Origin of the sequence: Methylomonas rivi, from assembly GCF_024505165.1 — a bacterium.
Taxonomy (GTDB): Bacteria; Pseudomonadota; Gammaproteobacteria; order Methylococcales; family Methylomonadaceae; genus Methylomonas; species Methylomonas rivi.
In genome coordinates this window covers 21,696-36,509 of sequence record NZ_JANIBK010000032.1, presented here as the reverse complement: position 1 = coordinate 36,509, position 14,814 = coordinate 21,696, and the positions used below count along the sequence as shown (strand labels likewise).

The window sequence follows — 14,814 nt, the reverse complement described above, 5'->3', positions numbered from 1 at the left end:
ACCGTAGGGCTGATGCCGTTAGGCGATCCGCCAATCCAATTGTCACCATACGGCAGAACCGCGATGCGTTCCGCCTTACTGCCTTACGGCCTTGTTCAAGTTATCTGGATCAAGTGCCTTTGAGCGTATGTGGCGATGGTCTTGCTCGAGGTTGAGGCGGAGAAATTGGCAAAACGTTAGCTGGTGTAGCCTGGAATAGTTGAGCGTATTCGGGGAATGAGGGGACATTGTTCGTGCGAATATGCTTCGGCATTCGCACGGGCCTGATGCTCAAATGCTTAGCTGGTGGTGTTAGTTCGGCCAAAACCCGTCAGACGAAACAAACGAGCGCCAATGGCAAATGTCCAACTAAAAGTAAGCGTAGGGTGTGGTGAGTTTACGAACCTCACCAATCGCGAACGATGCGCTTCACGCTGTTCAGCACATCCTACGGCCCTGCGTCGTTCCTCACCACATCCTACAGCCCTAACCCAGTGATCATTTTCGAATCATCTAGGCAAACCAGAATGCAATATATTCGAGTTTAATTTAAGAGCGTTGGATATATACGGAACAGATGATATACGTGGAATAACTAGTTCATCTGAGAATATAAAAACCTCGCTCCCTTTATAGACTTTAGATGCATTATACTGAAGGTCATAAAGAAACTTTCGGCGATCCGCGTAATACGCTAATATCTCCTCTGCACCGTCATAAGATACTATCCACTTAATGTTATCTAAACCCTGAATCAGTTCAGAAATTCGCTCATGGTCATCTTGTTTATAATGATTCAGATATAGCCGACTTCCCTTTTCGAAATAAGGAGGGTCGCAATAAACTAAACTATTATTGGGAAGTGTTGGAAAGTGAGTCAAAAAAAACTGTTCTGCGTCCAAGTTGCACAAAGTAATGCGGTCTCGTAACGATCCAATAAGCTCAACCCTTCTAATCAGGTCATTCATTGGGAAGCGAGCATCGATTTTCCACTTGCCATTTTGATTAAACCCGCCAATAACACCCGCGTTAAGAATGCCGGATCGATTGGTACGGTTTAAATAAAATGTTGCAAAACCAACTTCGAGAAGACTGTGTTCATCTGGATGGCGAAGAATTTCACGATGGCCAAGCCATTCTTCAACGTTGACAAGCGACCGGGATATTTTTGAACAAAACGCCTCAGTCTGTGTTAACACCGATTGCCAGAAGGAATATATGTGATAGGACGAATCGTTTAAGTGTACATGGTCAACGTACCCGTCAACCAACAGTTCCATCGCAACACCGGCCCCGCCCGCGTACGGCTCGACATAATGGCCGCCTTCCAAACCATTTGCCAAGATGATCTCCAAAATAAATGGAGTCAGCTTTTGTTTTCCTCCCGGATAGCGGAGCGGTGTGCGATTCTGAGCCATCGATAATATGCGCTTATTTATTCATTTGATCCAGTAACGGAACAATATTCGAAAACAAGGTAGGAATATCGCCCGGTAAGATCGTAAATTTAGGATTGTGGACTAAATGATTCATTGAAGTAATAGACAAAATACCGTCTTGGCGTTGAATTTCAGTAAGTGGTCCATGCAGTAATTTTACCATTTGTTTGTCTGTTTTGTTTTGGGTTAAATGACTAACAATGTCTCGAAGAATATCAGCAAGCATCCGATCGCTACCGTCATTTTTTAAATACTTTGGAGCATTCTGCTCAGAAGCATGATCTTGGCAATAAGCTTTTGCCGAAATCTCGAACATGCTGCGAAGCAGAAAACAGAAGGCAATGGGGTTATCCTTCAATTTTAATTTCAGAATTTCATTGCGTAGCGTCACAACTTTGTCCCGGTTTGTGCCATAGAGCTTTAGCGAGCGTAAAGCTTTTCTTACTGATTGCTCGTTATTGGTGGCCGCAGCTAATGGTTTGCGCCCCGTAGTCGTTGTGCTACTGCCCAGGGTGGTTGGGCTAGGATTAGTCTGCCATCCGGTGTTAACCGCATTGGCCGTAGGATTTGTTGCCGTTTGTGTTCCCGAACTGGTTCCAGAATTTGGTGTCCCTCCAGTTCCACTTGTTCCACCTGAGGAAGTTGCAGTGGGATTTTGTCCGGTTGGGGGAGGAGGTATGGGCGGAACGCCAAACCTTAATGCAAAATCCGTTGACTCTCTAATTGCCGGGAAAGTCAGCGACTCCATGCCGATGGCATAAAGAATTTCGTCAAGTGGTTTCTTATGAGAAATCTTGGGGTATAGCTTTGCCAGTTCGACACTTGAACTCGCCCCTAGGCGTTGGGCTATTTTTTTGATGGCTTCGTCAAGAACAGTCAGATGGTATTTGCCGGCCCAGCGTAGCTTCTGATCATCCGAAAGATTGGTTCCATGCGCTAAATATTTTTCCAACAGATCTAAACCAGGTTCCGGTACGCCATTCACGATCTTGTTATGCCTTGCGCGAGCGACCGCTTCCCAAGCGTCTCTACCCGCCTTTTGGCCCTTGCCATGCGTGAGAGTAACAATCTTATCGACGACGGCCGCATCGGATAATTGAAAGATCGTGCAAGGAATTTGAGTATTCGAATTAACCCAATCCGCGGAAATTTGCCCGATACGCTCGGCGACTTTCGCGGGTAGATCCAAATCGGTTACAGCAACTAAACCCAATATTATTTTCAGGGATGCAACGCGCCGGTTTCCCTCTTTTACCTGATAGCCGTTTGTGGGGTCTTCGAGAACAATGATGTTTTCGGTTGGAAGATAACCATCGTCAAGCAAACTTTCCATTAGGCCCCAAAAATAATCGGGGCTAATAGAAATCATAGCGTTGATTGCTTCGACTTCGTTTTTCTGTGGAACGGTGCGAAAGTTTTGCAAATCAATAGCAAGGTCGTTTACCGGTAAAAGCTGTGTTTGCTGCATCTTGTCTCCTAAATTTATCGTGGTCTTCCGTATTATAGACGGCAAACGGCTAATCTAATCTGCTAACAGCTTAATTGAATCGTCTTGGTCGTAATCGATGCGCATCGCTATTGCTCGCGCATCGGATGCACTTTTATTAACCCACGAATGAAACGCCGTGAAATGCTTCGTATTCTCTTGAATAAGCCAAGTAGGGTACGCAATGCGTACCAATGAAGACCGTTCCGATGGCAACAGCCATAAGGTACGCGGTGCGTACCCTACCTGGCTGGGTTTCGCTTTTGCTTAACCCAGCCTACGGGCTACGGGCTATTTATTGTGATTTCCATTCGAATAAATAACGTTACCTACTATTTTTTCAAACTCTGAGCATGATAACTTTGTTTTAGGTGGAATATTAGTATTATTAGACATTGTCTTAATAATTTCATCTGCATCGTAGCGCACGGCACCTAGATTCTTCGGGTTCTCTAAAAAGAAATTTTGGATTTTTTGAAGAGTAGTCATTATTGGTCACTATTTAACGAGTTTATCGGTAGTAAAGCCAAGCTTGCCCAATTTGAAGAAAATGCATGTATATATTACAGATAAACAATCGGCTGTAAAATTTATTAAATCAACATGCCGGGGATGCATTATTTTGCTTGTTTTTGATGTAATAAAAAGAAGACCGACTAAGTCTTTTTTCTCACCATTCCAAGCCGAAATTGGTGCAACTATCAATGTTTTAATGTCCTCTGGATAATCGTCATCGTTCTTGGTTCTCTTATATAAACCTTTGACGGCCGCCTTCTCAAGGTCGTGATAATATAGGGCACCTTCTATATTTTTTTCCATAAAGAACTTCACAATTCCTTCAGATTTAGGGATTGGTTCACTAGTGTCTTTTCTTCCTGGGCTTAGATTAGCACGGCCTATAGTGACGTAAGAAACTGCGTTGTTTTGGTTATTTGGGTTAAAGGCACTCATTCTTATAGCAGCCCCTACAGTCTTATCCCTAACCAGCTCCGCGAAATATTTAGCTATAATTTCGCATATTTTATTAGAAAATTGAACCAGACTATTTTTTTCAGAGCTGATATGGATAGGATCTAAGTTATCTGGATACTGGGATATTCGGCTTTGTAAATTGCAAATTTCATCTCTTGATTCATGCAATAAATTGTGCAGTTCCGCTTTAATGTTTAATGATCGCTGAGACCTGCTTCTGACATAGAAGAATGCTAATGTAAATATACCAAGAAAAGTACTTACAGATAATAGAAAAAGATTTTTTCCAGCAACTTCAACCTTTTCTGGAATATATGATGACAAAAACAAACTTTTGCTAAAAACACCTGCTACAGTTAAAATAGAGCTTGATGAAACAACGATAAACCCCCGCGGACGAAGGAAAAAACCAGGCACACCTAATCTCCAAGTGTGAGCACCATTGATCCAGTGAATAACCCCTATGTCATATTTATTTAACATTATGCCGTCCAATATTTTTATTTTTATACAGGTAAAATAATCGACAAATTATTTCGTGTAATATTTTGTAAATATATTCGATATTACCATTTCAACTCTAACAGATCGGCAATGTGGAGGCAAGAAGTAGTTATAAGTGTTGAGCTTAATGTATTTACTGCTCTTATTGTCACCATATTGACAACGCCGCCACCCAGCGCTAAACTGCCCCCGGGCCTCGAAACCCACAGCATATAGCGGTCAACCGCACCCGATAGCCTTGCGGCTTTTTTATGTCCGGCGTTTTTTACCATTTTCGTGGTGTCACGAAAATAATCAAATCTATGCCGGGAGTAGGCTAATATAAGACCCGCAAGGGGAATAGGCCTGGCTGACTATATGCAGTTTCGAACTCCCGACACCCAAGTTAAATCGAAAATAACATATAGGAGGCCGTCATGACTGCTCAACTCATCAACATTCAATTCCACGATCAAACCCTAACGGCTGCCGTAATCGAAGGCGCACGAAAACGGGGTCAGGTCTTGCAATCAAGCACTGTTATTACCTCGAACGACAGGTATGTATTCTACTGCCGCCGATAAAGGTCATCGTATTGGCGTCTGCAAAGGGTCGATTTAGCTCTTTCATTCCTAACGTGGGATAGAGTTTCTAGTCAGCTGATATGTGTTGATCAATTCTTTTCCGTGTCGAGTGTTTTGGAATTAATCTCTGACGGCTCCGGTTTTAGGCTGCTTCCACTTCCAGTACTTTAATCTCAATCTGCAACCCCGCCGCAGTAGCCATATTCACCAGGGCATCCAGCCCAAACAAATTGATTTTGCCACGCATCAGGTCAGAAACGCGGGGTTGAGTGACGCCTAACAGCTTGGCGGCATCGGCTTGGGTGAGATCGGCGCGGGCGATGTGGTTTTTGATGGCCATCATCAATGTGGAACGCAATTTCATGTTTTCCGCTTCCTGCTGCGTGTCCTCGATGGCATCCCATACGCTGGCAAATCGTTGAGTGGTCATGGCTTCAACTCCTTTACTAACTCTAAATATCGTTTGGTGGCTAAGTCTAGGTCGGTATTGCTGGTCTTTTCCGTTTTCTTCTGAAAGCAATGCAGCACATAAACTGCATCGGCAAACTTGGCGACATACAGCACCCGGAACGCTCCGGCTGAGTCACGAATCCTGATTTCCTTCACGCCGTGGCCGACCGTATTCATCGGTTTCCAATCGTCCGGCTCCTGGCCGTGCTGCACTTTGTCGATTTGAAATCCTGCTTCACGTCGCGCCGACAGCGGAAACGTGCGCAAATCTTCCAACGACCGGCCTCTAAATTCGACGGTTTTGGTGTTTGTCATAGGCTAAAATATACAATATTTTGTATGAATTTAGAAGCGATTTACAGGCTTGACCCTCCTTCAAAAACGGACTGATCAAGCAGATAATAAAACAGATAAGGTTAGGCTTGGAGTTTCAAACAAAGCAAATTTATTCGGATGCAAATTCCGCTACTCTCCGTTTGCGACTTTGAATGGCAGCAAATTGAATACCTGCCGATATTGAGCTCAAAGCGCCGAATGACAATTTAAGGTCGTCACCAGCCATCAATGCCTAATTTTACGAATTCTGACATTTTGTATAAGAATTGTGAGATCTTTTCAATAAGATGGGACCTAACACCAGGCTTTCGGTCATAAATTTGTCACACAAGCGTAATATGCTTTGAGCAATCATTCGCCGCACTTTTTGCCATGACATCGCTTATGCAATCCGCAACCGACCGGCCGCCGCTTTATCTTTCCGTGCTGCATGAACATGTTGCGGGGCGCGGCCGCGTGAAAATTCCCGGCTTGTATCGCAATGAGCAGTTAAGGGAAGAGTTGGAAGCCTATGTGCTGGGATTGGATGACGTGCGTTCGGTGCGCGCCAGCACATTGACCGGCAATCTGATAATCGAATACGCCAGCCAGCAGGAGCTGGAAAACTATTTGCGGGGTATTGTACGCTTTCTGGAAGCCGAGTTAGGACAACCGGTTTTACGGCGTAGCGAAGGGATAGACCGACCCGGCAAAACCGCAAAGCTTAAAAAACCCGCCGCCAAAGCCAAAAAAGAAATATCCGCCGATGAGCAAGGCTATCAAGCCCAGGCACAGCATTTTTGGCATACCCTGCCGCACAGCCGCGTGCTGGAAATTCTGGACAGCGCCGAGGACGGCTTGCCGGCCAATGCGGTTTCCCAGCGATTGGCTCGGTTCGGGCCTAATGCGCTGGTTCATTACAGAAACCGCTCGCCCTTGCAGATGGTATTGCAGCAATTTGCTTCGGCGCCTGTCGCCATGTTGGGCGTTTCCGCGGCGATATCCATTGCCACGGGCGGTTTGGCCGATGCAGCGGTGATTGCGGTCGTGGTCGGTATCAACGCCGTGATCGGCTATTTCACCGAAAAATCCGCCGAGGAAACCATCAGCGCCTTGGGGCAGTTGACGCCCGATACGGCAACCGTGATTCGCGCCGGCAAAACCCTCGAGATTCCGCTGCATGAAGTGGTGATCGGCGATGTGTTGTTGCTAGCGCCCGGCGCCTACATTCCGGCCGATGCGCGTTTGCTGAACAGCAACCGGCTGAGTATCGACGAGTCGCCGCTGACCGGGGAAAGCCTGCCGGTTTCCAAGAATTTTGCCTTCGCCTGCCAGAACGAAACCGCGCTGGCGGACCGGTTGAACATGGTGTACATGGGCACCATGGTGACGGGCGGCAACGGCAAGGCGGTGGTGGTATCGACAGGGCGTTACACGGAAATCGGCAAGATTCAGGAGTTGGTCGGCGAAGCTCGGCCGCCGGAAACGCCGATGCAAAAACAAATCGACACCATGGGCATGCAACTGGCGCTGTTCAGCTCCGGCGTTTGCGCGTTGGTATTTGCGGTCGGCTTGGTACGCGGCCGGCCCCTGCTGGAAATGTTGATGTCGGCCATCTCCCTGGCCGTGGCGGCGGTGCCGGAAGGATTGCCGGCGGTTGCGACCACCACGCTGGCGCTGGGCATCAAGGATATGCAGCGGCATAAAGTGCTGATACGGCAGCTGCCGGCGGTGGAAAACCTGGGCTCCGTGCAGGTGATATGTCTGGATAAAACCGGTACGCTGACGTTGAACAAAATGAGCGCTGTTGCCGTGCATGGGCTGGAAACGGTTCTGCAAGTCCGGCACGGCCGGTTTTTGCAGGGCGAGGAAGCGGTCGATCTTTATGCGCTTAACCCGGCATTCAAACGCATGATGGAAGTTTTGGTGTTGTGCAACGAATCCAAGCTCGCGGAACACGGGCAGGGATTGATCGGTTCTCCGACCGAAAACGCCCTGATGCAACTGGCGATGGATGCCGGCGAGGATGTGCGGGATCTGCGCGGGCGATATCCTCTGCTAAAAACCGACTATCGCGCCGAAGACCGGCCCTACATGGTGACCGTGCACATGGCGGTTGATGGCGATTATTTGGTGGCCGTCAAGGGCAGCCCGCTGGCCATGTTGGATTTGTGCAAATGGCATGAGACTAGTGACGGTTTACAACCCTTGAGCGACGAGACCAGAGAGAAAATCCTAGTCGGTAACGAACGCTTGGGGGCGGATTCGTTGCGGGTATTGGGTGTCGCCTACCGGCTGATGAACGAGCTTGCCGACGACAGTGCCGCCGATTTGATCTGGCTGGGTCTGGTCGGCATGGAAGATATGATGCGTCCCGGCATGGCGGAGCTGATGCAAGAATTCCACGACGCCGGCATAGCCACGGTGATGATTACCGGCGACCAAAGCGCGACGGCTTATTCAGTAGGCAGGCGGCTGGGATTGAAAGGCGAAAACGAGCCGCTGGAAATGGTCGACTCGGTGCATCTGGAAAAACTCAATCCGCAGGTGTTGGCCGGTCTGGTCAATACCACCTCGATATTTTCCCGCGTCAGTCCGGCGCATAAATTGCGTATTGTCGAGGCCTTGCAGCTGAACGGCAAAGTAGTGGCGATGACCGGCGACGGTATCAACGACGGCCCGGCCTTGAAAGCCGCCAATGTCGGCGTAACCCTGGGCGACAAAGGCAGCGATGTGGCCCGCTCGATTGCCGACGTGGTACTGGAAGAGGACGATTTGTCGACCATGATAACCGCCATTCGCCAAGGCAGAACCATTTACGATAATATTCGCAAGAGTCTGCATTTCCTGTTATCCACCAACCTCAGCGAAATAGAAGTCATGTTGGTCAGCGCGATGATAGGCGGCGCGGAAATATTGAACCCCATGCAATTGTTGTGGATTAATCTGATTACCGATATTTTCCCGGGCTTGGCATTGGCGTTGGAACCGCCGGAAGGCAACGTGCTGAAACGCCCGCCGCGCGACCCCAACCAGCCCATCGTTTCGCCCAAGGACTATGCGAAACTGTTGCGCGAATCCAGCGTCATCAGCGCCGGCGCCTTGGGTGTTTACGGCTACAGCCTGTTACGGTACGGCATGGGGCCGAAAGCCAGTACCAACGCCTTCATGTCGTTAACCTTGGGCCAATTGCTGCAAGCTTACAGTTGCCGTTCCGAGCAGACCTCGGTATTTAACCCGCAAAACCGCGAATCCAACCGTTATCTGGATAACGCAATCGGTTTTTCGGTGCTGTTGCAAATTCTGGCGGTCACGGTGCCTGCTCTGCGCGGTTTGTTGCGCCTGGCGCCGGTCGGTCCGGTCGACCTGCTGGCTATTTTGGCGGGAGCCGGTTTGCCGCTGGTTGTTAATGAATCCGCAAAAATCTCCAATAAACGCAATCCAGTTCGAGAGGACGCCGCATGATCAGCGATTTCGTATTCAACTCCCAATCGGTAACCGCCGGCCATCCGGACCGCATGTGCGATATCGTCAGCGATGCGATCATCGACGCATTTTTGCGTCAGGACCCGACGTCCCGCATCACCGCCGAATGCGCGCTATCGCGCAACATTCTGTTTCTGGCGGCCCGCTACGCCAGCGACGCGGTGGTCGATATTCCGGAAACCGCGCGCAAAGTCATCGAGAACATCGGCTATTGGCCGGAAGACTTCAACGCGGCGGACTGCACGGTGGTGACCAGCTTGATCGAACAGCAGAAGTCGTCGCGCGAGACCGATTTTTCGGCGCTGGAAGACGACGAAATCGAGCAGATCACCGTGTCGCACCAATCCACCTTGTTCGGCTACGCCTGCCGCCACACGCCGGAACTGATGCCGCTGCCGATCACGCTGGCCAATGCGCTGGCGCGGCGCTTGCATTTGGTTTGGGACACTTTGGACTACATATCGCCCGATTGCACCACCCAGGTTGGCGTGGAGTTCGTCGATAACCAACCCAAACGCATTCACAGCATTACCTTGATCATAGGCTGCGACAATCCCGACAAAACGCCCACGCAAATGACCATGGAAGAAGATTTGCGCCACCATGTGATCGCGCCGGTGTTTGCGCAAGCGCCTTTACAGCCGGATAACCTGACCAAAATCGTCATCAATCCCAGCGGGCCTTTCGTGCGCAGCGGGCCGGCCGCGCATTCCGGCATGACCGGGCGGAAAAGCGACAGCGATACCTACGGCAGTTTTGCCCGCCATAGCGGCGCGGCCTTGAGCGGCAAATCGCCATCCCGTATCGATAGGGTCGGGGTGTATGCGGCACGGCACGCGGCAAAAAATATCGTCGCCGCCGGTCTGGCGGAACAATGCGAGGTACAACTGAGTTACAGCATCGGCCATGCCGGCCCGGTCAGCGTATTGTTGAATACCCAGGGTACCGGCAAGCTGGACGATCACGAAATTCGTAAACGCCTGCTCAGGCATTTCGATTTCCGTTTGGGCGCCATCGTGCGCGATTTCAATCTGCGCCAGCTGCCGGCCCTGCATAACGGGGTTTTTTATCAACGGCTGCCGGCCATCGGCCATTTCGGCGAACACGGCTTGGTTCTGCCATGGGAAAATACCGATAAAGCCGCGCTGTTGAGGTAATAGCGCGGTCTTATTCAGTCGAACAGTTTTTCGTTCTTCTTGTTCAACAGCTGTATGGCCCGCCATAAAAAGGTGCTGGCCGGGGCCATGACATGGCCCTTGGCGGCCTCGTGAATAGTCAGGCCCATGAAGGTGACGAATAACACCGAGCGCACGTCGATGCGGCCGGCGCTTAAGTCGGCCAGTTTGTGGTCCAGCTGCGATGCTACCAGCGAAGACAAACCGGCGACAGAGGCATGCTCGACGGCCGGCAGATCGGGATCGTCTTGCGCCACTAAAGCGAATAGCCCCGCGCTGGCGGCAAATGTAGCGATGTCGCTGAAGGGCGCGGAACCGTGTTGAATCAACAGGCTGGCCGCTTGCGGGTTAAGTTGCAACTGGGTAATGGCTTCGCAGTCCGCAAACGCTTCGGCTACCGCCTCGAAGTAGGCCTCGTCGTTTCGCTTTTGCGGAATTTTTAGCCGCACCCGCCCCGCCAGTTGATGCTTGATATAGGCTTTAGGTAAAAGTATTTGCGCCATCATGCTTCGTCGCTGTTAGATTTGATAACGACCTCGGTGTCATCGACATGGGCTGTCCGGGCCTTGCGTTCCTGCTTCAATTCCGCTTTAACTTCGGCCAGCATATCGTCGAATTCCTCATTGGCTTCGGCCATGACTTCCCGGCCTTTTTCCAGCAATACCAGCCCCGATTTGATGGCGGCTCTGGCGGTGGGGCGGCTGGCGCGCACGATGGCCGGCAATGCCGGTACAATCACCGTTGCGGCGATAGCCGCGCCCAAGCCTATGGCAATACCCAGCGGGGTGCCGTTTTTTACAAGATCGTCGAGTTTGGGCATATTCAACTTCCTAACAGAATATAAGGGTTTTAAAAGCGGACGGGGTTAAAACCGTCCGTAGCGGTTGTCATCTTGCCATACGCAAACTTATTATTCTTCACGCCGAATATTACAGCTATATGACAAACGATCTTGCGCTCCGTTCAGGCCACACGCTTATAGTCATGGTGCGATCATCGGAAGTTCAGGCCTATCCGGCAGGAAATAGCAGAACAAGGCCATCAGCAAATAAACGCTCAGGAGTTGGACGCCCTTAAACCAGTTGGATTTGCCGTCGGCGCCGATCATGGAAAAAATCATAACGGGGAGCATGACTATCATGATGCCGGCATTTCCCACCACCAGATTAAGCGGTCTGGGAGCAATGTAATAGCTGCTGAGCATCAGTACGGGCGCCACAAACAGCGCAATCTGAATGCTGCTGCCCACGGCGATGCCCAGGGTTAAGTCAAGTTTGTTTTTCTTTGCCATGGTTACGGCCGCCACGCTCTCCGGGGCACCGCCGATCAAGGCGATAATGATCACGCCGATGAAAGCTTTCGACATGCCAAAGTGCCTTGCCGTTTCCTCGACATTACCTACCAATACTTCGCTCATCAAAGCCAATATCACCGATGCTAGCAGCAATACAGTTATCGCCGAAAATAGCGGCCACTGTTCGGTTTCCGGCGCCTGGACTTCCTCGGTTTTTTTAGGCAGATAATAATGCGGATGGGTTTTCAACATAAATAACAGATTAAAGCCGTAAGTGATCAATAAAACCACAGCCACGCCGGCATTGAGCGCCATTTCCTGTTTGTAGGTATCGGATGAAATGAAGTTATCGAAAACGCTGGGCACCACAATGCTGATGGCGGCGATCATCAGCACCGATCGTTCGACGCGCGCGCCTCGTCGATTAAATTTTTGTTCCTGGTTGCATATTCCACCGACCAACAAGGACAAACCGAGTACAAACAAGAGGTTGGTGAGAATAACGCCGACGATGGACGCCTTTACCATATCCAGCAGGCCTGCCTTTAGGGCAATCAGCGAGATAATCAATTCCGGTGCGTTGCCGAAAGTGGCGTTTAGCAAACCGCCGACGGCCTCCCCAACCCGGAAGGCTATCTGCTCGGTTGATTCGATCATCAGGCCCGCCAGCGGGATGATGGCCAATGCCGCGCAAGAAAATTTAATATCCGCGGCCATTTCAGCACCCAAGTGTTGCAGATACCAAGTCAATGGTATAAACGGCAGCAGCCAATAGATCGGGTTTCTGCATAAATTTGTCATGACAAGGGCGCTATATTTTGGGTAGGGCAATAGTGGGTTTCGAACAGCCGTTTAACGGCATGGCGTGTGTTAATAGTCATGCGAAATTCAATCGCCGGCCGCCAAATTGCGTTACATCGGCAACGGTAGAATGCCTCCCCATGCAATTGCAAAGGGAACAAGCGAAGCGCTAATTTTCGGCGCGCGCTATTATTTTTGGCGATAGCGGGCCGTGCGTTCCAGCAATAACCCCGCGTGATAAGCGGCGTCCGTGGTTTGTTCGAGAACCCCCAGAATTTCGGTCCAGTTACTCTCTTCGATCAGGGAAAGCACCAGCACGCGGCGCTGTTTTTTTCGCCACTCGTGATAAATTAAGTCGGCATTTTCCTCGTTGGTCTTGAGCGCCTTGCAGCAAGCTCTCATGCTTGCCAGGTCGATGTCCGGGTACCGAGCCACCTGCGATTGCAATGTTTCTATCATCGACATCAAGGCCGATAGAATCTCCTGCGCCGCATTCTCTATCTGCCTCGGATGGCAAATATCGATCAGTCGCGCGGTATTGTTAATGCCGTCGACGATATCGTCCAAGCGCTTGACCAGTTGTTCGGTGATATGGATATACTCTGAGTAGGTCAGCAATTCCAGGCCGCCGTATGCTTCGGCCGTTAATTTATCCCCCTTCTCCTCCAGCTGTTTGACTTTGGCGATGTATTGGTCGGGCTCCTCAAGATTCAAGAACAGCTCGCTCAGGACGTTGCCGCACTCGATGGTGTTATCGAGGTGTTCCTTGAATATGGTTTCCAGGGGGCGGGAAAGGGGTCTATCAAGAGTATCGGCGGTCATAGTATCCTCGTAGGCTTTATAAAAACGGTGTTGTCCGGGGGGAATAGCGCTGTCTGATTTTTATTGATGCATGACCCTAAGGGCGATTGTGTCGGGCACCGGTTATCAAGCGATGCCGCGTGCCGAAAGAACGCCTTTTATTGAGATAAGGCGGGCAAGCAATTCCGGCGAAATCCGCTCATTGATGTCAATTAATGTAAACGCATAATTACCGCGTGACTTATTCAACATATCCACGATATTGATGTTGTTCTCCGCCAGAATTGCAGTGATCTGGCTGACCATGCCGGGTATGTTGTCATTCGCAATCGCAAGCCGAAAATGTTCGTTGCGGGATAAATGAATATCCGGAAAATTAACCGCGCAGCGAATAGTGCCGTTTTCAAGGAAATCGCGCACCTGTTCGCAAACCATCCGCGCGCAATTTTCTTCGGCTTCCTTGGTCGATGCGCCCAAATGCGGTAATACGATGGCGCGCGGGCGATTCAACAAGGCTGGCGACGGAAAGTCGGAAACATAAGCGCGCAGCATGGCGGTATCGAGTGCGGCCAGGAGCGCGGCTTCATCGACAATTTCGGCGCGGGAGAAATTCAGCAAGGTGGCATTGGGCTTCATCTTGCCGATACGTATGTCGTCCATAAGATGCCGGGTTTGATCGTTCAGCGTGACATGCAGGCTGACAAAATCGGAACGGGATAATAATTCGTTTAAGCTGTCAGCCGGAATGGCATCCGACGACAGCCGCCATGCATTTTCCAGCGTCATTTGCGGGTCGAATCCCACGACTTTCAAACCGAGCGCCCGGGCAACATTGCTGACTTTGACGCCAATTGCGCCCAGCCCGACGACGCCCAAGGTCTTGCCGGCCAGTTCAATGCCGGAGAAACGGCACTTGGACTGCTCGACGCGCGCATCCAGTCCGCCATCTTCATCCTTAAGACCGTTGACGAAAGCCAAGGCTTCCGGAATATTGCGCGCCGCCATTAACAGACCGGCAATTGTCAACTCGGTCACGGCATTGGCATTGGCGCCCGGCGCATTGAAAACCGGAACGCCGCGCGCTGACAGTTCATCGACCGGAATATTGTTTACGCCCGAACCCGCTCTGCCCACGGCTTTAACCGTATCGGGAATGACGACATTGTGTAAGTCTTGCGAACGTAGCAGGATTGCATCGGGATATTCAATCTCGGAGCCAATTTCGTAACGAGCGCTTGAAAGCTTTTCCAGCCCGATAGGCGATAGGTTGTTATAGGTTTTAATCTTGAATTTTTCCTCGTTGCCCTCTGAGGAAACCGTTATGTGTTCAGCAAGCCGCATGTTCAAGCCGCTTTGATTTGTATCCATTTTCGATGTCGGTCATGGTGGTGAATTTTTAATCTCGGCCGAATTGCGCAAAACCTGTGTAAATGGGCGATTTGGTAATAACGGCATCGGTTTTTATGAAACCTCCTCAGCCGCCCGCCTATTTAATCCCATGCGGGAAAGCTATACCGATCAGGTTACAGCTTTATGAAATGCCGCGGCT

12 protein-coding genes are annotated in these 14,814 nt (G+C 50.3%); 2 read left to right on the top strand and 10 right to left on the bottom strand.

Annotation, left to right across the window (positions count from 1 at the left end):
• Positions 1–488 precede the first annotated feature (488 nt).
• The 5 genes from NP596_RS08395 to NP596_RS08375 all read right to left on the bottom strand — a co-directional run bounded on the left by NP596_RS08395 (position 489) and on the right by NP596_RS08375 (position 5,708).
• Positions 489–1,397, bottom strand: a complete 909-nt coding sequence (locus NP596_RS08395) for a DNA adenine methylase (protein WP_256614865.1) — start codon at positions 1,395–1,397, stop codon at positions 489–491.
• 13 nt (positions 1,398–1,410) lie between these two features.
• Complete coding sequence (locus NP596_RS08390) at positions 1,411–2,886, bottom strand: hypothetical protein (protein WP_256614864.1); 1,476 nt, start codon at positions 2,884–2,886, stop codon at positions 1,411–1,413.
• Between the two features lie 516 nt (positions 2,887–3,402).
• A complete protein-coding gene (locus NP596_RS08385) occupies positions 3,403–4,359 on the bottom strand; it encodes a hypothetical protein (RefSeq protein ID WP_256614863.1) in 957 nt (318 codons plus the stop codon).
• A gap of 726 nt (positions 4,360–5,085) precedes the next feature.
• A complete protein-coding gene (locus NP596_RS08380) occupies positions 5,086–5,373 on the bottom strand; it encodes a helix-turn-helix domain-containing protein (RefSeq protein ID WP_256614862.1) in 288 nt (95 codons plus the stop codon).
• The gene (locus tag NP596_RS08375) at positions 5,370–5,708 is read right to left on the bottom strand and encodes a type II toxin-antitoxin system RelE/ParE family toxin (protein ID WP_256614861.1); all 339 of its coding nucleotides are present in this window, start codon (positions 5,706–5,708) and stop codon (positions 5,370–5,372) included. The genes NP596_RS08380 and NP596_RS08375 overlap by 4 nt, the downstream gene beginning before the upstream one ends.
• Before the next feature lie 393 nt (positions 5,709–6,101).
• Between NP596_RS08375 and NP596_RS08370 the strand changes: the two genes are divergently transcribed.
• Complete coding sequence (locus tag NP596_RS08370) at positions 6,102–9,173, top strand: cation-translocating P-type ATPase (protein WP_256614860.1); 3,072 nt, start codon at positions 6,102–6,104, stop codon at positions 9,171–9,173.
• Positions 9,170–10,351, top strand: coding sequence for a methionine adenosyltransferase (gene metK, locus NP596_RS08365; protein ID WP_256614859.1), 1,182 nt, complete (start codon positions 9,170–9,172; stop codon positions 10,349–10,351). The genes NP596_RS08370 and metK overlap by 4 nt, the downstream gene beginning before the upstream one ends.
• Positions 10,352–10,365: 14 nt before the next feature.
• Here the strand turns inward: metK and NP596_RS08360 are convergent, their stop codons facing one another.
• The 5 genes from NP596_RS08360 to NP596_RS08340 form a co-directional block, all read right to left on the bottom strand.
• Positions 10,366–10,872, bottom strand: coding sequence for an HMA2 domain-containing protein (locus tag NP596_RS08360; protein WP_256614858.1), 507 nt, complete (start codon positions 10,870–10,872; stop codon positions 10,366–10,368).
• The gene (locus NP596_RS08355) at positions 10,872–11,189 is read right to left on the bottom strand and encodes a DUF5132 domain-containing protein (RefSeq protein ID WP_256614857.1); all 318 of its coding nucleotides are present in this window, start codon (positions 11,187–11,189) and stop codon (positions 10,872–10,874) included. The genes NP596_RS08360 and NP596_RS08355 overlap by 1 nt, the downstream gene beginning before the upstream one ends.
• Positions 11,190–11,351: 162 nt before the next feature.
• Positions 11,352–12,464, bottom strand: a complete 1,113-nt coding sequence (gene cax, locus NP596_RS08350) for a calcium/proton exchanger (RefSeq protein WP_256614856.1) — start codon at positions 12,462–12,464, stop codon at positions 11,352–11,354.
• A 189-nt stretch (positions 12,465–12,653) separates the two neighbouring features.
• Positions 12,654–13,286 carry a DUF47 domain-containing protein gene (locus tag NP596_RS08345; protein WP_256614855.1) on the bottom strand — a complete coding sequence of 211 codons (633 nt, stop codon included), beginning with the start codon at positions 13,284–13,286 and terminating at the stop codon, positions 12,654–12,656.
• 105 nt (positions 13,287–13,391) lie between these two features.
• Positions 13,392–14,633: a phosphoglycerate dehydrogenase gene (locus NP596_RS08340; RefSeq protein WP_256614854.1), complete on the bottom strand. Its 1,242-nt coding sequence runs from the start codon at positions 14,631–14,633 to the stop codon at positions 13,392–13,394.
• Positions 14,634–14,814: the final 181 nt, after the last annotated feature.